Here is a 22366-nt window from a genome sequence, read left to right on the forward strand (position 1 = left end):
GTATTAGTATTTCTGTTTGCCAAAAAAGGACAAAGTCAATACCAATTAATATTTCAGTAACATTATTGTGAAATAACATAACAAAATATGAAATATTTTTTAATCATAATTATTTTTCCGGTACTCATCATTGCTTGTAGAAAAAATAAAATTCATTACAATATCACATGTAACAATCCGACAAATGATATAAACATTTCAAGGGAATTAATCATTGGCAAGTGGACATGGGTATCAGAACTTTATAGAGAACAATTAACAGGGCAATATATTTTAAAAACTCCTGCCACAGAAGGGTATACAAAGCAACGAACATTTGAAAAAAACCTTACTGGGGATTTTTTTAAAAATAATGTATCTGTAGGTTTATATCGCTATGAAATTGTCACAGAGAATACAATAACAAATTTCCCTGATGATACAACTAATGTCTTGGTGTTTAAGGATTATACGGCCAGCCAAAGAAGCAACTATGTTCACTATAAGATTTGTAATGATACATTAACATTAAACTTTCAAATCAGGTCAGATCTCGCTGGACAGGAAAAATGGGCTAAAAACTAATTTGTATGAAAAAAACAAAACTAATTATTGCGTTATTACTTTTTACCGTAACGACAGCAACCTTGCGAGGGCACACTTCAATATTTGGAGGAGACAAAAGACATAATACAACGGAAATGAAAATTAAAAAACATCAATTGCTAAGAGAACATGGCCTGCCTATCATGCAATGAATCTCTGATTTATGTTGTCATTCATTTATGCAGACCCGGGAATCTTCATATTGTATCTAAAATATTCACATGAAACAATCAAAAACTATGTTACTAATTTTTCCTGCACTGATGCTTCTTTTTGCCAGTTGCCATAAAGACACTATTAAACCAAATAAAGAAGCAACAGAATATTTTCCAAATACCGTTGGCAATTATTGGGAATATGAAGTCTATGATTCCAGCCAGATTAGAGACCATCCTAATTTCCCAAGACAATACAATGTCAAGATAAGAATAACTGGCATTACTAAACTCGTTGACAACAAAGATGCCACGGTTTGGAATTATGAATATCCATGGGGTAATGAAATAAACTACTATAGAATTGAAAATGATACTATTAAAGTTTATGACACAGTCCGTGCAGGAGGAGTAGCATACATACCATTCCCCAATATAGTATTTATTCAGCCATTTTTTAATGGACAAGAATGGAAGAGTAATGCGTTATGGACTGACAGTTTCTATGTAAAAAAAGATACCATAGAGCCTTTTAAAAATGTGTTTCAGATACGCAGGAAATATATAGGACAACAAACTTATTATCACACCATTTATTGGTTTTCTCCCCAGGTGGGTTTTGTAAAAATATACAGAGATGAAATTAATATGGGGATCCGAACCAGTGAAATATGGACTCTTAAATCTTATCAATTAAAATAATTTTTATGGGAAAAAGACTGCTTATGCTCGCGGCAATGCTGTTTGCTATGATGAACCTATACGCTCAAAACAACAAATATGATAGTTTTGCTGTACCTATTAGGGTAAAACCTGGTGCTCAATTATCAAAGCCGATCAGCTCCGGCATTTCAACAAACAGGCTTGTTACTTGTGAAAGACCTGATGTGCAAATTTTTCCTTCTAACATTCCACAGTCGGAAGTTCATATCAGTATAAATAAAGTGAACAATCAAAACTTGTTGGTTAGTTCAAACACATTTCCAATAGGGAATTCCTTTCAGGGCGCATATTGGAGCAATAATAGCGGCGGCACTTGGCAGGGAGCGGATATTTTACCCAATAACGCCTTTGGCAGAGGAGATCCTTCAACTGCCTATGATGCGCAAGGACGAGGTTATATTGCTACAATGGCGCCCAATGCAACTGACAATCCTAATGGTTATTTTATTCAGCGAACGGATAATAACGGCTTAACATGGCAGCCGCAGGTAAATGCAACGGGTGTAATTGCAGGTTTTGATAAAGAGATGATAGCTGCAGATGATGTGCCAACCAGCCCCTTTGCAAATAATTTATATTGTGCATGGACGGTTTTTGGAGCAACCACAACCGTTCAGTTTAACAGAAGCATAAATGCAGGTAATAACTTTACAAATCCTATTATTTTAAGAAATAGTTGGGGACAGGGTACAAATGTACAAACGGGGCCAAATGGAGAAGCATATGTTTGCTGGGCAGATTATACAAATGGTCAACTACCTGCTCAGGGATTAGGATTTACCCGTTCGCTGGACGGCGGAATAAATTTCAATGTTGCCAATATTGCTTTTAATTATGCGGGCATCAGGGTGGGCAACGGGGGAAATCCTGATTTCAACAACACCCGTATCAATGATTTTCCTGCAATGGCAGTTGATAAAAGCAATGGACCAAGAAGAGGAAGAATTTATGTTGTGTACGCAGAGAGGGAAGGCGGTAATGGACGAAGTATTATTCGAATAAGATGGTCAGACAACCGGGGCGATACATGGTCAGCCGCCACAACAGTTAGCATTCCAACAGCCAGGCAAAGCTGGATGCCATGGGTTAGTGTAGATGATACAAACGGAAATGTATTTGTAACTTATTTCTGTATGGAAAATCCAAACAACTTCAATACTAATACTTTTGTTGCCGCATCTGTTAATGGGTTTACTACTTTTCAAAACAGGGTTGTCAGTGACGTTGCTCATGTAACTGCACAAATACCTCAATTTTTTGGTGGATATGCCGGGGATTTGCGGCCTGGATGGATAACAGAAATGGCGTATGGCAAAATTATGTTTCAGAAGTAAGAGCGGCGGATATTGAACTTACCGGCAATAGCTCATTATGTGGGGCATCTAATACCTATACACTCATCGGAGTACCTGCTGGTTCGGCAATAAACTGGACATCACCAACTCCTTCTGGAATAGTAAATATTTCAACTAATGGGAATACCGCAACTCTAACACAAAATGGAGGTGCAAGTGGCGTAGTTACATTAAGTGCCGAAGTTATCGATGGAGGCTGTTCTTATGGATTATTTTCAATTCAAATAACTGTAGGCACACCTAAGCCGGGTCCCGTTAGCTGGACATGGAATGCCCCACCAAACAGAGTGATGCTTGATGTGGATGATGTTCCCGGGGCAACTTCTTATCAATGGTATTTGGATGGTGTTTTAAAAGGAATAACCGCAGCATCATATTATCATTTGCCAATGAAAGGCAATGTGAGTTGTGGTAATTTTTATTATTTTGGAGTTCGGGCAGTGAGTAGTTGCGGTACTTCACCTGAATCATACGTTGGAGCAGACATGCCACCTTGCGGCTTTGCTTACAAAGTATTTCCCAATCCAGGTCCAGGCAATATTCAAATAAAACCCAATGAAGATGAAACGGCAACATCAAATAATAAGAAAACAGCAGAAATTCAGGAAGTAGAGTTGTATGATAAAATGGGCGTTATCAGGCATAAACAAAAATTTGCCAAAGGGCAGACGACGGTAAACATTTCTGTTGGAACATTGCGCAATGATGTTTATATCCTGCGCATATTTGACGGAGAAACATGGCAATCATGTAAAATTATTATTCAACATTAAAATCACTTGCTGATTTTTAATGCTTCAATTGCAAATTCACAAGATAGCATTTGCATCAGAAATTAATTTGCCGTTAATTCAGCAAAATAATCCTGCCCGTTTTCAAAGAATTATGGCATTAGTACACAGTAGCAATAAAATATAACATATTTTAATACTTTATAAAATATTGACTAATAAAATTTTAAGTTTTTTTAAGTAGTAATAACCCCGTAAAATAACGGTATTTTAAAAAATAATTAAAAAAATTATAAATATATTGTATAAATTATTTAATATTGTGGAGTAACCGGATTGTTTTGCCAATTTACAGACAGGCATGTTGAAGGCAACTCTGATTGAAAACAGCCTGACAGCGGATGACAGTAAAAGCTAAAATAGCGGTTATGAAAAATAGTATGCTAACTAAAAATAGTATGCAATGAAAAAAATAAATTTAATTATTTTTTTCATACATACAATAATTGTAGTGGCGGGTTAAGTGGTCAATTGAATAGTAGTGCTTCTAATAAACATTTGTGCTGATTGACAGGTTCGTGCTTCTAAGTTCACCACTACGCCAATGCGGAGCCGTTGTAGGCAACCCTGAATTGGCAGTTTATGGACTCAACCTATATTTATATGACAAAAACCAATGCTTCGTTTACAGCACATTTGCAGGGAACACGATACCAACGCTTCAAAACTTACTTTGCAAAGGAATTGTAAACGACAAATGCACAATCAAGTTGACGTATGAGCATCTGCCATTGTTCAAAAAATAAGCAGTACAAAATAATTGAACATATTCAGTAGCTACGAATTGCGGGACATTAATCCTTAATTGACCCAAAATAAAAACAAAAAAGGACGTTGGTAGTTAACGTTACTACTTCGGGTTTAGACATTTACAGCCGAGTGCAAAACACAAATTGAAAACCGAGCCTTTCTGACAATCTCGAAAAAGCAGACGTTCAAAAATCAAGGACGAGAAGTTGGTTATATTATTAACAGTTAGAATTTTTTGCAAAAATGAAAAAGTTAGCAAGAAAAGAAATGCAAAACACCCAGGGTGGTTTTGTATGCCTGTTAGTTGGGATTGGAATTGGCCTTTTAACAGGCCCATGGGGTGGAATGGCAGCTGGCATGACATGTAATTTGCTTCTAATCCCCAAGAAAGCCTATTAAGTTTTCTTGTTGGTGGGGGTCCAACCCCACCATTTTTACTTTTTACATACTACATACTAATATGCTAAAATCGTTTAAAAGCTATTTAATAATACGTTTAAAGTCCTTTTATAGAGAATTAGGTCCTTATGCTTATTTTAAAATTGCTATTAGCGTAATTCTTATTTCATTGTTATTAAAAATTATTACATCAAATAGTTATTTTGGCCTGGAGTTTATTGCACTAATCAGTTTTTTACTAATAATAAACAACGATAAAAGACAAGACTGGCAACTCTTAAATTTTCTTTGGCTTAAAAAAATTCATAAAATACTTTTCGTAGAATATATGTTAATAATATTTCCTATAATAATATATTTAATTGTCTATCATCAGTATTACCTGCTTATCCTTTTATTTTGCTCAACCATTATTGCTTCGCAAAGATCTAAGGAAGAAATAACTACTTATGCAAATACATTTGATAACCTTTTGACCCCTCAAAAAGGAGATTTGCATTTAATATCAGGCCTCAGATTATATGAAAAAAAAATTATAGCCATTTTCTTATTTTATAGTCTTGCATTTTTCGTGTGGCTAATTAATCCACTTTTTGAAATACAATTTGTAGCTAGTATATATATTATAGCTCAATCAATAATATTTAGCTACATAATTTCTAAAGCTGAACCCCCATTTATTTATTTATTAAAAAAAGGAGAAGTATTTAGTGTTAAAAAGTTTTTTAAATTATTAGTATTAATAATTAAGCATTTTTTTGTTTTATTACTTCCACTGCTACTTACCTTAATTATTGGGAGAGTGGTCAGGGATTATAACATATCCTATATAGTATACGTTTCAATGCTTACCGTAATTTGTTTGATCAATCTTGTTCTGGTTTATTTAAATAAAAAGTTCACCCTCATTTATAAAAAAATTATTATTTCAGTTAACATTGGACTACTAACTATTTCAATAGTGAATCCTTTTTTTGTAATCCTTTACTTAATACTATTATTCTATTTATTCTTTGATTTTAAATTTACGAATGAACCTTTATGATAGAAATTAAGGCATTATATAAAAAATTTGGCAAGAATGTAATTTTTGAAAATCTACACCTGGTTTTAAATTTAGGAAAGATATATGGATTAGTAGGCAAAAATGGAATAGGTAAAACAACTCTTTTCAATTGCATGGCTGGTTTTGAAAAATACGAAGGAAATATAGTCATTAGCGAAGTAAATAAAGATAAGATTTCGTTTATGGGAGTTGATTTATATTCTTATCCAAGAATAAGGGGAATAGAATTTCTCATATCAGCATTAGAAATAAGAAATATTTCAACAACCAAAAATACCATCGAAAATATTTTTTTCTTACCATTAAATGAATATGCTGAAAATTATTCTACTGGCATGAAAAAGAAACTTTACCTGCAAATTATTCTTTTAATTGCTGATCAAATTATTTTGCTGGACGAGCCATTCGAAGGGCTTGATGCAGACTCTATTGATATATTAGTTGAAGCACTAAAAAAGATAAAAGAGAATAAACATATTATAATCTCTTCGCATCGATTGGATACACTAAATAAAATCAGCGATTCTATTATTAAGATTGAATCAAAGAATACAGTAAAAATACTTTAAAAATATTTGTAATGATCAAATTTGAAAAAACAGATTTCCAATTTAATAGTTATTATATAATGCTGATCTTCCTTATACTTTACTTGGTTTTAGCCTGGTTAATGTATTCAAGCATTATGACCGATTCTATATTTTATCAGACCTATGGCACACAAATTTCTTTTGACAGAATCGAAGAAATAATTTCCGCCAATAAAATAATTTCATGGATTTCCTATATTTTCATTGCAGTTTTTTTAATACTTAGGCTTCTAACAACCGCGGCAATTATTTATTTTGCAACATACCTATCTGATTTAAAAATTTCTTATAATCAATTGCTGAACATTATTTTAATTTCAGAAGTCGTTTTGTTATTAAGTGCCATAACGAAGTATGTTGGGTTGCTCACCTGGCACAATTATTCTACGATTTCCGATATTCAGAGTTTCATGCCTTTATCAGCCTTAAGTTTTGTAAAAAATCCTACTGAACTACCAGTTTTTATAAAATACACTTTGCAGTTGTTTAATTTATTTGAAATAACTTATTGGTTTATTATCTCATTTTTCTTAACAATTGTCACAAAAATAAAATTTCAAAAAAGTGTCTCATTAGTTTTCTCTTCCTATGTCATCAGTTTAATATTTTGGATAATATTAATTTCTTTTCTATCAACAACAATAATTAAAACATAACGAATGAAATGGAGCTTAAAAAACATTATCATTTTTATAATGATAGATCTTATTGTACTTTTTGGAATCATTATGTATTACACTACCTCTTATGACAATTCAAAAAAGGTAAGTCTGCAAAAAAGACCATCAATAATTTTTAATGATATCTCTTTTACAAAATCAATTAATCTTGATACTTCCACTAATACCCTCTTAATATTTGTAACACCATCATGTGATAATTGCATGCATGTACTTGAAGAAGTAAGCAATAACAAAATGAATTATTCGGGTATGAATATCGTTTTTATCATCCCTGGTAATATAAATGAAAGTCAATCTATAAAGTTAAATTATCCGGAAATTGTTAGGCTAAACAGCTATTTTGTTTCTGATAGTAACATGGTAATTAAGGAACGTTTTGAAGTCAAATCATACCCAACAACTTTCTTTTATAAGCATAACAAGCTTATAATTAAAATTAACGGAGAATTCAAATCAGGTTATTTAGATAAATATTTAAATTAAAATGAGAGTTGATAATTTTTTACAGCAATCAAATCAATTTGATTGCGGGCCGGTATGCCTTTATAACATATTGCTATATCATAATACCCAGGTTTCATTAGAAGAAGTTCGGGAAAAGTGCGGAACTACAAGCAAAGGAACTAATTTACTAGCTATGCATGATGCGGCTATTAGTTTTGGTTTAACTGCAGAGGGCGCAGAAGCCTCAGAAGTTGAAAATTTATATACTATAAACCTTCCCTGTATCTTACATGTGATTATTCAAGACAAACTCTTACATTTTGTTATTCTTTGCGAAATTGAAGGGAAAGAAACCGGAACAGTAAAATTTAAGGTATTTGATCCTGCTAAAGGTATTTCGATCCTTTCAAAAGAAGACCTATTGAAAATATGGCCTAACAAAAGGCTACTATTAATACAAGGTAAAAAACAGGATTATACTTCGACACATTTTTTACCTGAAAAAAAAGAATATTTAAACTTATGGCAACTCCTAAAAGAGTATAGGAGTATTTCTCTCCTAACTTCATTTTTAGGTATTGTGATAGCAACTTTAGGATTAAGCATCGCCATTTTTACACAGAGCCTGGTTGAAAATATTTTACCTTCCAAAAATGAAAGACTTTTATTACTATCAACATCATTTTTTCTTTTTGTTTTGATATTTAAAGTTTTAATTTCATTGTTAAAAAATTATTTACACATTAAAATATCAAAACAGGTAAATTCAAAGATAAGCAGTACTGTTTTTGAAAAAGTAGTCAATCAAAAGAAGTTTTTTTATGATAGCCGGCAAATAGGTGACGTTCTGTTGTATTTAAAAGATATTTCAATTATTGAAAATTCATTGATTGCACTTTTGAGTGAACCAATTATAAACTTATTTATAGTAATAATTTCAATGCTATTTTTATTTTTTCAGAATATTTATTTAGGGATTTCTTCCATGGTTGGTTTAACCTTAATGATAATTCTGGGAATAAGCATTAGAAAATTTATTGTATCATCCAATAAATCCCTGTTAATGCTTTATGGTAATTTAGAAAGCGAATATCTCTCAATTATCGAAAACATAGCATCAGTAAAAATATTTCTGAAAAACCATATATTTTCAAACAGCTTAAAAAATATCTTTTCACTTTATAACAATAAAACAAATGAAATTAATAAAACTAAAGTTAAGTTTCAATTGTTAATTGAGTTAATATCTACACTCTCAATTTTCATTATTTTTCTCATTGGTAGCTACACGATTTTTATAAATGAAAATTTACCAACCCAATTAATTTCAATTTCACAAATTAGCTATATCTTCATTCAAGCAAGTATAAGCCTTTCTTTATCATTTATTACTTTCTATGAATTTAAAGTATCAAAAAATCGTCTTGATAGCTTCTTTGAATTAAATGTTGAACCCCATGTTGACTCAATTTATCCTGATGAGGTGCAACTAATTTCTTTAAGCAATATAAATTTTAAATTTCCCGGAAGTGACTCATTATTTACAAATTTTTCTTTTACATCAGAAGTCGGAAAGTTTACTGTACTACAAGGTGATAATGGAACAGGGAAATCAACATTACTTCAATTATTAGGCGGTTTATACATGCCGGCATCTGGCACAATTAGAATAAACGGAGATATAGATTTTTTTGAGTTAAAACAAAAAAATACCTATGTTAAAATTGGTTATATGCCCCAGGAAATAAGGCTTTTTGATGCTACAATAATAGAAAATATTCTTTTCGAAAGGTTTTTAATTGATGATGTTGATATAAAAAATGATTTTCAGGAAAAAACGAATTTGGTAATGAAATTATTGCAAAGTTATAATCTTGATAAATATTTCGACACTTTCCCTAATGGATTGCTTACAGTCATTGGTGAAGGAGGTATAAATGTTTCAGGAGGGCAAAAGCAAATGATTGGATTTACCAGGGCAATTATTAATAAACCCAGTATTATTTTACTTGATGAACCAATAAGTTCTATGGATGAATTGTCTGCAAGTTTGCTCTGCGATGCAATAAAAATTATTAAAGCACATTCGATTGTTATTGCCGCAATACATAACGGAAGCTTATTAGCACTAGCAGATAAAATTGTGACATTACAAAAACCCGAGTTATTTTTTTGATATCATTATAAAAAAAAATAAAAATAACCTCGACCGTTATCAAAAAATAATGGCATTAGTACACAGTAGCATTAAAATATTAAATATTTTAATGCTTTATAAAATATTGACTAATAAAATTTTAAGTTTTTTTAAGTAGTAATAACTCCATAAAATAACGATATTTTAAAAAATAATTAAAAAGGTTATAAATATATTGTATAAATTATTTAATATTGTGGGAGGAATATGTAATTGATTGGCCGATTTTAATTATAAACTTGTTGAAAGCAACTTCGATTGAACACATCAAAATATTTAGAAGTGACAAAACAGACATAATGTAACGGAAATAAAAATTAAAAACCATGAATTATTGAGCGTATAAAGCCCCGCTTTGTACAACCTAAATACCAATTAATATTTCAGTAACATTATTGTGAAATAACATAACAAAATATGAAATATTTTTTAATCATAATCATTTTTCCGGTACTCATCATTGCTTGTAGAAAAAATAAAATTCATTACAATATCACATGTAACAATCCGACAAATGATATAAACATTTCAAGGGAATTAATCATTGGCAAGTGGACATGGGTATCAGAACTTTATAGAGAACAATTAACAGGGCAATTAATTTTAAAAACACCACAGTCTGAAGGATATACACGACAGATGTTTGCGAGTAATTCAGTTCTTGAATATTTCAAGAACTATACTTTTAAACAGAAGTATAGTTATGAATTTACTATTGAAAGAGCAATAACAAACTATCCTGATGATACGACAAATGTTTTGGTTTTTAAAGATTACAATACCGGCCAAAGAAGCAACTATGTTCACTATAAGATTTGTAATGATACATTAACATTAAACTTTCAGATATTATCAAGCTTTAAGGGTATAGAAAAATGGGCCAAAAACAAATAATATGAATTTTTTTAAACTTATAGGAGTATTTCTCCTTTTTAGTATGTTAGGCTTTAATGCATATAGCCAGACAACTTGTGCATCAGAAATTAATTTGCCGTTAATTCAGCAAAATAATCCTGCCCGTTACCAAAGAATAATGGCATTAGAACAGCATACTCAGAATTATATCAATTCTGTAAATAACGGCACTAACAATGCAAGATTAATCCAACCAAATTCTACGATTATAATTCCAGTAGTGGTGCACATACTTCACAGAGGGGAGCAGGTAGGAACGGGAAGAAATATTAGTGATGCGCAAATTCTATCTCAGATTGATGTCTTGAATGAGGATTTCCGAAGGCTAAATGCGGACAGAATTAATACTCCTTCAGCTTTTCAGCCAGTTGCCGGCGACCCAAATTTTGAATTTCGATTGGCTTGCATTGACCCTAATGGTAACCCCACAAATGGAATAACAAGAACATTTGCAGGCGTTAATCAATTTCAGCCGCTGAGTAGTTTAAATACAGATGATGGTAGTATAAATGAACTGGCTGCAAGAATTAAGTTTACAGCACAAGGTGGCAGAGATGCCTGGCCTACTGATAGATATCTCAATATTTGGGTTTGTGATATGGGAGGCGGTTTAATTGGCTATGGGCAATTCCCATTTGACTATTCTGTAAAGCCGAATACCGACGGAGTGGTTATGCTCTTTAATGCCTTTGGAAGAGTTGGAACTTTGCAGGCTGGTTTAAACCAAGGCAGGGTATGTGTTCATGAAATAGGACATTGGCTGAATCTTAGGCATATTTGGGGTGATGCTTACTGTGGAAACGACTTTGTAGATGATACACCTCCACAAGCAGCACCCAATAGAGGATGTCCGGGATTTCCAAATGTAACTTGCAATAATGGCCCCAATGGTGATATGTTTATGAACTATATGGACTATACTAATAATGGATGCCAGAATATTTATACAAGGGGGCAAAGTTTACGAGCAAGAGCGGTTTTTGCACAAGGTGGGCCGAGAGCGGCATTTATCAATAACTACTTTAGAATTAATGAAAATAGTGCTAACGTGGCTTGTGTAAACAACACTATCACCATAGCAGCTATCAATCCTCTTTGTTTACCCATAACCTGGAGTATTTCCGGGGCGGCAATAATTATATCTGGGCAAGGAACAAATATGGTAACACTTCAAGGTCAATATGCTGGCACTGCCATAGTAACAGCAACTGCCGGTGGATATACCGACTCTAAAACAATAACGGTTGGCGCTCCCAATGTAAATTTCAATGTTGTTCCTTATTATTCCGGACAAACTTATTGTGCCCGTTCCGATGGTAATTTATTTAGAATTGACCCCGTAAATATTCCTGATGTTCCTTTCTATCAATGGGGATATATTACCAACCCCAATGGATCTGCCAATACAATTGTAGTAAATGAATTCGGCTCTGAGCAACAGGATTTTACCTTCACTGAAACCGGCGATATAGAAATTTTTGCCCGGCCAGGAAATGCCTGTGGTTTAGGGGGCATACAAATATTGCCAATAAGAATTACAATTTGTGGCGGATTTGAAAATTTTGCTTCTTTGAGTCCTAATCCAACCAATGGTGATATCAATATTAGTACAAAGAATAAAGCGAACTCCATAAAAGCAATTCGAATAATAGACAAATCAGGTAATTTGAAAAGAGTGTTCAGGAACACAGTTAATGGTCATTCACAAAAAATAAATATTTCAGATTTACGAGCTGATATTTACTTTATACAGGTATTTGACGGTATAAAATGGTGGAGCAAAAAAATTATTAAAAATTGATAAGCCATTCTGAAAAAACTATTTTAAGCGCAAAATGCCGGCTTTAATAAATGCATAAACTTCAAAACACAGCAATCTGATACCAAGAAAAAAAGGGTTGCAATATTTTTTGTGGATACCTCTTTCAGTGAAAAGAAAAAGAGCTCACTGGTACCTTCGCTTTACCAAAAAAGTTGGAGTTAAATTAACCAATATTGTCAGTAACTGGCTCACAGCTTTAGTTTTGGCAGAACAATAAAATTAGGCAGCGGCATTTGCTGAATCAACCATTTAAATACTCGGGCAGAAGTTCAGGCTCCACATTTCCCAAATCTCAAATTCATTGCAATATTGAATTACAGGAATATCTGTTGATAAATGAGCAGCCATCGTAATAAAATAAGTGTATTGTTACAAGTACACTTACTGCTCGCCAGATGGCTGATCTTTACTGTCCCTTCCGCTGGGTGCATTGGGTTTACTAACGGGCCTGCTTTGCTGTTGTGGCCGGTTACGGTTATCAGGCCGGTTTGAATTGTTTCGGTTTCTGTTATCGTTGTTATTCAGGGGGTGCTGCTCTTTGTTGCGGCTATCGCGGCGTTGCTCGGGTTTATTGCGCTTGTTGTTTTTTTCTAAACTCTTCAGAGTAATTTGTCCTACCACATCTACAAACTGTGGTTCAATTAATTTGGGTTTACCGCTCACCACATCTACCGGTTCCAAGTCATCCGGACGCATGTTTTGGGCATTCATCCGTTTAATTTCTTTCACCCGTTCAATGGTTAACGGATAGTGCTTGCTGCCACCCTCCATCAGGTACCACATCAAATTTTTAAAAATATCTTTCTTAATTAAGAAAGCATTGCCTTTGGTGGTTTGCAACATATCGGCATTGTCGGGAAAATGTTGTAAGGCATCTAAATAGGTATCTAACTCATAATTCAAACAACATTTTAAACGGCCGCATTGCCCGCTTAATTTGGTTTGATTAATGGATAGGTTTTGGTAACGTGCTGCCGTAGTGTTTACACTTTTAAAATCCTGTAACCAGGTGCTGCAACACAGTTCGCGGCCGCAACTGCCAATGCCGCCTACTTTGGCTGCTTCCTGCCTTATGCCAATCTGCCGCATTTCAACCTTTAGCTTAAATTCAGCGGCAAATAATTTAATCAATTCTCTAAAGTCAACCCTGTCTTCAGCGGTATAATAAAAAGTAGCTTTTTTGCCATCGGCCTGGATTTCCACTTCACTCAACTTCATTTGTAAATTCAACTGGCGGGCCAATTCACGGCTGCGTGCCTGCACACCGGGTTCACGGTCTTTGCTAATGAAAAAGCTTTCCAAATCGCGGTCGGTACTGCGGCGTAATATTTTTTTCATTTCAGGGTTAAATTCATCCACCCCTTTTTTCTTCATTTGCAAGCGCACCAATTCGCCGGTAAGGCTCACTTCCCCTACATCAAAACCCGAAACACCTTCTAAAGTAACATAATCACCTTTTTCAAAATATTGTAAGGTGGTATTTCTAAAAAATTCTTTTCTACTGCCTTGTTTAAAACTCACCTCTGCTACTTTACAATTGCTTTCGGGGTCGGTAAGGGGTAAATTGCACAGCCAGTCGTGTACATTCAACCGGTTACAACCGCCGGTACTGCATCCGCCATTGCTTTTGCATCCGCCCGGTTTTTTGGTGCCGCATGATCCACATCCCATTGTATCTAAAGTTTAATGGTTCAATTAAATTGTAAATGCCAATGTAGAAAGTAGCGATAGTAGGGTATGTTGCGGGCAGTAGTACCTTGTTCGGCGCCTGTTGTGTCACTCCCTTCAACGTTCAGAACAGAAGTGAGCTATGGCCTTCCATAACATAGTGTATGCTTTTGAAAAATATATGGATACATCAATTGCATCAGGTACATATTCCGTTTTAGCCCTGTACATCCTGTAACAGATTATTGGGGCACAACCCTTCACTCCATTTTCTACAAATTCAAAAATAGGGAATTTATTGCCAATAGTGTTTAAACATGTAGGGTTACTTTGTTTTGTATAATGTATTGCAGTTTTATGGTGAGGGCCATGAACAACATTTTGGCATTGGCATTGCGCTCAATATAATAAATAGCATTGTCTAACTCCTCTACAATAGCCTGTTGTTGGGTAACGGAGGCAATTTTATTGAGGCGCTGGGCAAAATCGCTTTCAGCGGGCAGGCAGTTAGCCGATTCAATGCCTAATAGCCGAATATGCAGACTTTGTTCTAATAAATGAATGAAATAGCGTAAAAATTGCTTTTGTTTTTCCCTGCCTGCTTTTGCCATCTCATCAATAAACTTCAGTTGTGCGGCCGGTCCGGCCTTTAGGGTAGCATTTAACCATTCCCGCAACAGGCTTTGCCAGTCGGAGGAGGTATCCTGTATCATTTGCAGTGCTTCCCGGTAATTGCCCCCACAAACCCCGGCAATTTGTGCAGCAGTATGCGCTGGCAGATGTGCTCTTTCTATTAAAGCAGTTTCAATATCCTGCTTTTCTATCATGGGCACTCGTATTACCTGGCAACGGCTTACTAAGGTGGGTAAAACTCCTTCTTCTTGTTCTGCTACTAATATAAACAGGGTATTGGGAGGGGGTTCCTCAATCAGTTTTAGCAGTTTATTGCCTTCTTTGCCCAAATATTCGGGCATCCATAGTATCAAAATTTTATATGCGCTTTCAAAACTTTTTAAGTTTAGCTTGCGCATAATATCGTTACACTCTTCTGCAGTAATATTGCCCTGTTTATTCTCCGCCCCAATAAATTGCAGCCAGTCGTACACATTGCCGTAAGGGTATTGCTGTATAAATTCTTTCCATTCCTTAAAATAATCGGTACTTACGGGTTTATCGCCACTTTTTTTGGGAATAACGGGATAGGAAAAGTGTAAATCGGGATGCATGAATTGAAGTGCCCGGGCAAAATTGGGCATTTGGCTAATGGTTTCCGGACTAATAAAATCTATTTTGTTATTAGCGGATGTTTCCTCTCCAAAAAGTGCAGGAGCCGGAGGGGAAGTATGTTTACCCGGTTGGCAAACCATCCATTGGGCAAAAGCAATAGCCAGCGGTAAGGCGCCACTGCCTTCTTTCCCTATCAACAATAAAGCATGTCCCAGGCGGTTTTGCTGTACCATGGCTACTAATTGCTGTTTCAATGCGGCTTGTCCAATTACTTCTTTCAATTCCATGATGGGTACAAAATAAAAGGAAGATGTGATATAAACATCTTCCTTCTCAAAAAATCTTTATGCACCTATTTAATTCAGGTACTTCAAAATTTCGGGACTATCGGGTGTAACGGTGCTGGGGAAATAAGCCAATAATTTACCATGTTCATCAATTAAAAACTTATTGAAGTTCCAGGTAATGGTGGCATCCAATACGCCGTTTTCAGATTTATTGCACAACCATTTGTACACAGGCGAAATATTGGGGCCTTTTACATCAATTTTTTCAGCTAATGGAAAAGTAACGCCGTAATTTTTTTTGCAGAATTGAACAATTTCAGTACTGCTGCCGGGTTCCTGGCCGCCAAACTGATTGCAGGGGAAGCCTACAATCACTAATTTATCCTTGTATTTTTCGTACAATTTTTCCAATGCCTCATATTGTGGGGTAAATCCACATTTAGAGGCGGTGTTTACCACTAAAATTTTTTTACCTTCATATTTGGCAAACTCAATGGTACCTGCATTAATGGAAGGCACTTTAAATTGATAAATGGTGTTGCTGCTTTTCATGGTAGTAAATGAGGTTAATGCAACGATGGTTACAATGGTTAAGAAATACTTCATGTGCTTTATTTTTTTGGTGTGATGGTAATATGCGGTTTTAATATTTGAAGGTAGTAACAAATGATGGGGAATAAAGTTTAATTTTTGAATAAAGGCCATTAAATTGTATAAGCCACCGTAGCAATGTGAACGGAGGCAACCGGAACCGCTAATAATGCAGTGGTGCAGGCCTCTAATGTAGCGCCGGTGGTAATTACATCATCTACTAATAAAACATGTTGGTGTTGTAATAGTTGCGGAAATAATACGGTAAATGCATCTTCCATATTTTCCCATCGCGCTGCTCTGTTTTTTTTGGTTTGTGTTTGGGTATACCGGGCTCTGGAAAGTGCATGGCATACTAATGGTTTATTTATAACAGTACTAATGCCCTGCGCAATACAGGCAGCCTGGTTGTAGCCCCTTAATTGTTCTTTTTTGGGATGCAGGGGTAAAGGAACAATTATATCGATAGGCTTAAAACGATTACCGGCAGCTATTTGATGGCCTACCTGCTGCCCCAACCAAATGCCCATTTTTTGGTGGCCATTGTATTTTAATTGAAACAATAAGTGCTGTAACAGCGAGTGCTTGGTAAAATAAAAGGCGGCAGCACCGGCAGCAATGGGTACCCTGCCATAAAAAGACTGTTCCACCGGATTATCGGCTGTGGTAAAAAATCCGGTAGCAGGTAATTGCATACAACACCGGGTGCAAAGCATTGCATGAGTAGGCAATATATCGGTACCACAACCTTCACAAAGGTGTGGAAAGAAAAGCCGGGAAAAATGTTGCCAATAATTTTTCAGGGATACCATCATGCTTTAAAAATAAAAACAAAACACATACAATGTATCATGTATTTATTTTTTTTCAACAGTGCCTGGTAAATTTTATTTTTTCTATTTAAAACAAACGTTGGTACAGTTCCTGTACTTCGCCCAGGGCAATAATTTCAATGCGGTATTTTGCCGGTTGAATCCCTTTTTTATTATAGCGGGATACAAATATTTTTTCAAATCCTAATTTTTCAGCTTCGGCAATACGTTGTTCAATTCTGTTCACGGCCCTTATTTCGCCATTTAAACCCACTTCGCCGGCAAAGCAAATATGCGGTGGTAAGGCTATATCTTCATAAGAAGAAAGTAATGCCGCCATTATGGCTAAATCAATAGATGGATCTTCTATTTTTAAACCGCCGGCAATATTAATAAACACATCTTTAGTACCCAATAAAAAGCCACCTCGTTTTTCTAATACGGCTAACAGCAGTTGCAATCTTCTTAAATCAAATCCGCTAACGGTTCTTTGCGGGGTACCGTATACACTTTGTGTAACGAGTGCCTGCACTTCAATTAATAAAGGCCTAATACCTTCCACAGTAGCAGCAATGGCGCTGCCGCTTAATTCATTTTCGCGTTGGGTTAATAAAATTTCAGAAGGGTTGGTTACTTCTTTCATGCCTTCGCCGGTCATTTCATAAATACCTAATTCGGCGGTACTGCCAAATCTGTTTTTAAGGGTACGTAAAATGCGGTAGGTATAGTGTCTGTCGCCTTCAAATTGTAACACGGTATCCACCATGTGTTCTAAAATTTTAGGCCCGGCAATGGTGCCATCTTTGGTAATATGGCCAATTAAAAAAACGGGTGTATTGGTTTCTTTGGCAAAGCGTTGAAATTCAGCTGCACATTCGCGTATTTGCGAAATGCTGCCGGCTCCGGAATCAATTAAATTAGATTGTAATGTTTGAATAGAGTCAACAATTACTAATTGAGGTTGTAATTTTTTTATTTCGTTGAAGATGGATTGTGTAGTAGTTTCTGTTAATAAATAAAAGGAAGGATGCTTTGCCTGAATTCTGTTGGCACGCATTTTAATTTGTTGTTCACTTTCTTCGCCACTAATATACAGTACGGTTAATGATTGTAATGCCAAACCAATTTGCAAAAATAAAGTGCTTTTACCAATACCCGGTTCGCCTGCCACTAACACAATACTTCCGGCCACAATACCGCCACCCAGTACGCGATTCAGTTCAGCATCCGGGGTAATCATTCTTTGTGTTTCGTTATGGGTAACTGCTTCTAACGCTATGGCCTTGTTGTTCTTTTGTAGCATGCCATAGTTGTTCCGGCTTTGTTCTTTGTTATTGCCTTTATCAATTACTTCTTCAATAAAAGTATTCCATGTATGGCATGCCGGGCATTTGCCCAACCACTTTGCACTTTCATAACCACAGTTGCTGCAAAAGAAAGCAGTTTTAATTTTACTCATAGCCTCAAAGTTACAAGGCAATTACCGAATATATATTTTGTGAACAGTAGGTATGTATTAATTTTTGATATTGTATATACATAAACAGATGTATCAAAATGGCAGGATAGGCTGCATGTATCTATGCATCATAGAATCATGCAAAAGGAAACCCGAGAAAAACAAAGAACGTATATCAACACAACTCAATGGGTTTTTCATTAAAAGTACATATAAATTTTCCGATAGCGGGGATAGCTGTATGTGTTAGGTGTAGGGTATTATTCACGCAAAAGGGCCAGCTGATAAGCCGACCCCTTTACTTACTAACCCATTAAATTCCACCACTAAATTACAATAATGAGGCAGATGGCAAAATATTTTTTGATGAAATGGGGTAAAAAATACCCACATCCGAATCAACTTACTCAAAGTAGCCTAAATGGCATAGATTTGAAAAATAATATGACAATATGACTTTTTAAGGATAAAATTAAAATAACTTAAATGTTAAAAAAATATTATTTATAACTATATAAATAACAGTGCAATTACACGCAAAAAAAAATGATAATTAATTTTTTTAAAAAATTGTTAAATATTTTTTGTTTTCTAAACAGCTAAATCTTAATTTGAGTGGTCATATAACGTGATAAACGGATTAATTCACCAAAACTACCGCAACATGAGAAAAAAACTATTGATGGTTTTTTCTGCCCTCTTGCTACTTTTTGCAGGTGTACATGCCCAAACAGTAACAATTTCGGGTAAAGTAACAGACGATAAAGGCAAGCCGATAGATGGTGCCTCTATTGTAGACAAAAAAACAAAGCAAGGTACCTCTACCGATGCTGATGGAAAATTTAAACTAAACCTTAAAGAAGGTTCAGTTATTCAAATTTCAAGTGTGGGTTTTGCCAAACGCGAAATGACCGTTCGGGCCAATGAAAATTTAAACATTACATTGGTTCCTGAGAATGAAGATTTAAGCGAAGTGGTAGTAACTGCCTTAGGTATTAAAAGAGAAAAGAAAGCGCTGGGTTATGCGGTTTCTACTGTGGGCAGTAAAGATTTAGAAGCAAGGCCCGAGGGGGATATCGCCAGGGTGTTAAACGGAAAGGCACCTGGTGTAAGTTAAGTATAGTCAGTACCAGTGGCTTAAGTGGTAGTGGAACAAACATTAATATACGTGGTATTAGTACTATTACCGGCAACTCACAGCCTTTATGGGTAGTTGATGGAGTACCATTTGATGGAGGCACCAATAATCAATCTACTAATTTCACCTATGGTAACCAAACCTCCAGCAGGTTTTTAGATTTAGATCCCAATAACATTGCCAGCATTAGCATATTGAAAGGGTTAAGTGCTACTACGTTATATGGTTCTGCCGGTAGAAATGGTGTAATATTAGTAACTACAAAAAATGGTTCAACCGGCACAGTTCATAAAAAACAGGAAGTTACAGTTTCGCAATCTTTTTTTCAAACCAAAGCTGTATTACCAGATTATAATACGCAATATGGCGGTGGTTTTGATTTAAGTTTAGGTATTGCATTCTTTAGTAATTGGGGGGCTAAATTTACCAATCCACCTGCTGTTGTAAAGCATCCTTATGACAGAGCCGCCCTTGCAAATGTATTTCCTCAATTTGCAGGTGCACCTTATTTATACAAATTTTACAATAGTGTGCACAATTTCTTTCAAACAGGAAATACAAGTACCACCTCAATTAATGTTTCAGGCACTTCCGGTAAATTAAACTATAATATGAACTATGGTTATACTGGTGATGCCGGATATATTCCAATGAATAGTATGTTTAAAAATACGTTTGGTGTGGGGGGTAGTGCAAAATTGACAAATAATTTAACCATTAGTGGTACTTTGAATTATGTGTCTGATGATGTGAAATCACCGCCCACCAGTAATAGTTATGGTAACAACCCTGCCAATACATCTATTTTCGGTAACGTAATGTATACCCCTACGGCTGTAGATTTAATGGGATTACCTTACGAAAATCCTTTTGACCACTCTTCTGTATATTATAGGGGAAGTAATGATATTCAAAACCCCAGATGGACTTTATACAATTCATTTACAGATGACAAAGTGAGCCGTGTATTTGGCCAAATGCGTATTGGGTTGGATTTGGCGAAGGGTATTAATTTATCTTATCATGTTGGTATAGATAATTATACCGAATCTCAAATGTATGCGCAAAACAAAGGGGGTATTTTTACCCCAACCGGTATACTACGCACCTCTACTGCATTGAATACAATTATGGATCATACTGTATTGTTGAATTTTAACAGAAACCTCAACAGCAACTTCAACTTAAACTTAGATGCGGGTTTCAATGCCAGAAAGTATAATTTTTCGCAGACCGGGATGACGAGCACACAGCAACTGGTTTATGGATTAATGAACCACGGCAACTTTATTACTCATGATATCAATAGTGAAGCAGGTGCTCCTTTAAACTATAATACAGAAAAACTATTGATGGGTGCTTTTGCACAAGGGCAGTTAGGATATAAAGATTATGCATTTTTAAACTTTGGAGGCAGGAACGACTGGGCCTCTACTGTTGAAAAAAGCAATCGTAGTTTATTTTATCCAAATGTGGGTGTATCTTTTATCCCTACCAGCGTAATCAATTGGCTGCAAGGCAATAAGCAAATTAATTATTTAAAGTTTAGGTTAGGTTATTCAACCAGTGCTAATTTCCCTGATCCGTATAGCACCAGACCTTCTTTAAATATTGGTACACGTTCATTTATTACAGGGGGTGGAACTGCAATTAATGTGAATTCATTACAAACGCAATTGCCCAATCCGGATTTAAAACCTGAGTTATTAAAAGAAGCAGAGGCCGGTATTGAGGGCAGATTTATTGATAACCGACTAACATTAGACCTCTCATTTTATAGAAGAGTAGCTAATAATCAAATCTTAAATAGATTTTTAGACCCTTCAACCGGTTATACGTTCCAACAAATTAATGCAGGTACTGTAACCAATAAGGGAATAGAAATGGCTTTGGGTTATGATGTTATTAGAGGTAAAAAATGGAAATGGCACTTAGATGGTTTGTGGTCATTGAACAGAAGCAATGTGAGTGATTTGCCCAGCTATATCACCAGAATCAATACTTCCGGTTATTCAAACCAGGGAACATTTGCCATAAACGGGCAACCTTTAGGGGTTATTATGGGATCATACATACAAAGGGATCCCAAAACAAAACAGCGTTTAGTTGGTGTTGATGGAAACTATGTTGCTGCAAATGATATTGGTATTATAGGCGATCCGAACCCTAAATACAAATTAACCGGTATCAGTGAATTAAGTTATAAAGCGTTTTCATTTAGAATGCAATGGGATTATACTGCAGGAGGTGATTTATACTCTGGTACTTCAGGTGCCTTGTTAGGACGCGGTGTAACAAAAGATACACAGTTTGATAGAGCAGCCCCATATATTCTACCGGGTGTTTTAGCAAATGGTCAGCCAAATAATATACAGATATCAGCTACACAGGCATTTTTTAGTAATAGCATTACCGGTGGCGCTCCTGATGAAACTGCTATTTATGATGCAACCTGTATCAGGTTAAGAGAAGCTTCTCTATCCTACCAACTTCCTGCAAAATTGTTAACGAACTTACCTTTTGGTAGCATTTCAGTTTCACTTTCCGGAAGTAATCTTTGGTATTATGCACCTAATTTCCCTAAGTATATTCATTTTGATCCGGATGTGAATGGTTTGGGAGTAGGTAATGGAAGAGGAATGGAATTTTTAACTGGTCCTTCCGCACGTCGTTACGGAGCCAGTATTAGGGTAACATTCTAATTTTTAA

At 35.2% G+C, this 22366-nt stretch carries 19 protein-coding genes; 14 read left to right on the top strand and 5 right to left on the bottom strand.

Annotation, left to right across the window (positions count from 1 at the left end; genetic code table 11):
• Positions 1-87: 87 nt before the first annotated feature.
• The 12 genes from EO766_RS09040 to EO766_RS09095 all read left to right on the top strand — a co-directional run bounded on the left by EO766_RS09040 (position 88) and on the right by EO766_RS09095 (position 12454).
• On the top strand, positions 88-564 hold the full coding sequence (locus EO766_RS09040; protein WP_074417537.1) for a hypothetical protein: 477 nt from the start codon (positions 88-90) through the stop codon (positions 562-564).
• A 5-nt stretch (positions 565-569) separates the two neighbouring features.
• A complete protein-coding gene (locus EO766_RS09045) occupies positions 570-737 on the top strand; it encodes a hypothetical protein (protein ID WP_176712966.1) in 168 nt (55 codons plus the stop codon).
• 69 nt (positions 738-806) lie between these two features.
• Complete coding sequence (locus EO766_RS09050) at positions 807-1442, top strand: hypothetical protein (RefSeq protein WP_074417538.1); 636 nt, start codon at positions 807-809, stop codon at positions 1440-1442.
• 5 nt (positions 1443-1447) lie between these two features.
• A complete protein-coding gene (locus tag EO766_RS09055) occupies positions 1448-2797 on the top strand; it encodes a hypothetical protein (RefSeq protein WP_141676721.1) in 1350 nt (449 codons plus the stop codon).
• Positions 2752-3591 (top strand): T9SS type A sorting domain-containing protein, encoded by an 840-nt coding sequence (locus EO766_RS09060; protein WP_074417540.1) that lies wholly within the window; start codon positions 2752-2754, stop codon positions 3589-3591. The genes EO766_RS09055 and EO766_RS09060 overlap by 46 nt, the downstream gene beginning before the upstream one ends.
• 1228 nt (positions 3592-4819) lie before the next feature.
• Complete coding sequence (locus tag EO766_RS09065) at positions 4820-5803, top strand: hypothetical protein (protein WP_074420502.1); 984 nt, start codon at positions 4820-4822, stop codon at positions 5801-5803.
• Positions 5800-6393: an ATP-binding cassette domain-containing protein gene (locus EO766_RS09070; RefSeq protein ID WP_074418356.1), complete on the top strand. Its 594-nt coding sequence runs from the start codon at positions 5800-5802 to the stop codon at positions 6391-6393. The genes EO766_RS09065 and EO766_RS09070 overlap by 4 nt, the downstream gene beginning before the upstream one ends.
• Before the next feature lie 116 nt (positions 6394-6509).
• Complete coding sequence (locus tag EO766_RS09075) at positions 6510-7070, top strand: hypothetical protein (protein ID WP_074418355.1); 561 nt, start codon at positions 6510-6512, stop codon at positions 7068-7070.
• A gap of 3 nt (positions 7071-7073) precedes the next feature.
• Positions 7074-7580 carry a TlpA family protein disulfide reductase gene (locus EO766_RS09080; RefSeq protein ID WP_074420505.1) on the top strand — a complete coding sequence of 169 codons (507 nt, stop codon included), beginning with the start codon at positions 7074-7076 and terminating at the stop codon, positions 7578-7580.
• Between the two features lies 1 nt (position 7581).
• Entirely contained in the window at positions 7582-9717 is a 2136-nt protein-coding gene (locus EO766_RS09085) for a peptidase domain-containing ABC transporter (RefSeq protein WP_074418353.1), read from the top strand.
• A 438-nt stretch (positions 9718-10155) separates the two neighbouring features.
• On the top strand, positions 10156-10632 hold the full coding sequence (locus tag EO766_RS09090) for a hypothetical protein (protein ID WP_074418352.1): 477 nt from the start codon (positions 10156-10158) through the stop codon (positions 10630-10632).
• Position 10633: 1 nt separating this feature from the next.
• Positions 10634-12454, top strand: a complete 1821-nt coding sequence (locus EO766_RS09095; protein WP_141676795.1) for a M43 family zinc metalloprotease — start codon at positions 10634-10636, stop codon at positions 12452-12454.
• A 402-nt stretch (positions 12455-12856) separates the two neighbouring features.
• Here EO766_RS09095 and EO766_RS09100 read toward each other — a convergent pair whose 3' ends face one another.
• The 5 genes from EO766_RS09100 to radA form a co-directional block, all read right to left on the bottom strand.
• Positions 12857-14146 (bottom strand): PSP1 domain-containing protein, encoded by a 1290-nt coding sequence (locus EO766_RS09100; protein ID WP_081301319.1) that lies wholly within the window; start codon positions 14144-14146, stop codon positions 12857-12859.
• Positions 14147-14454: 308 nt separating this feature from the next.
• Positions 14455-15657 (bottom strand): DNA polymerase III subunit, encoded by a 1203-nt coding sequence (locus EO766_RS09105; RefSeq protein ID WP_074418350.1) that lies wholly within the window; start codon positions 15655-15657, stop codon positions 14455-14457.
• 69 nt (positions 15658-15726) lie between these two features.
• Positions 15727-16263 (bottom strand): glutathione peroxidase, encoded by a 537-nt coding sequence (locus EO766_RS09110; protein WP_074420335.1) that lies wholly within the window; start codon positions 16261-16263, stop codon positions 15727-15729.
• A 98-nt stretch (positions 16264-16361) separates the two neighbouring features.
• Complete coding sequence (locus EO766_RS09115) at positions 16362-16943, bottom strand: ComF family protein (RefSeq protein ID WP_176713009.1); 582 nt, start codon at positions 16941-16943, stop codon at positions 16362-16364.
• Between the two features lie 205 nt (positions 16944-17148).
• Positions 17149-18519: a DNA repair protein RadA gene (gene radA / locus EO766_RS09120; protein ID WP_074418348.1), complete on the bottom strand. Its 1371-nt coding sequence runs from the start codon at positions 18517-18519 to the stop codon at positions 17149-17151.
• A gap of 664 nt (positions 18520-19183) precedes the next feature.
• On the opposite strand from radA, the gene EO766_RS09125 reads away from it, so the two are divergent.
• A complete protein-coding gene (locus tag EO766_RS09125) occupies positions 19184-19636 on the top strand; it encodes a carboxypeptidase-like regulatory domain-containing protein (protein WP_143439433.1) in 453 nt (150 codons plus the stop codon).
• A 2-nt stretch (positions 19637-19638) separates the two neighbouring features.
• A complete protein-coding gene (locus EO766_RS09130; protein ID WP_081300500.1) occupies positions 19639-22359 on the top strand; it encodes a SusC/RagA family TonB-linked outer membrane protein in 2721 nt (906 codons plus the stop codon).
• Positions 22360-22366 lie beyond the last annotated feature (7 nt).

It is taken from the genome of Hydrotalea sp. AMD, from assembly GCF_004100315.1.
Taxonomy (GTDB): Bacteria; Bacteroidota; Bacteroidia; order Chitinophagales; family Chitinophagaceae; genus Hydrotalea; species Hydrotalea flava.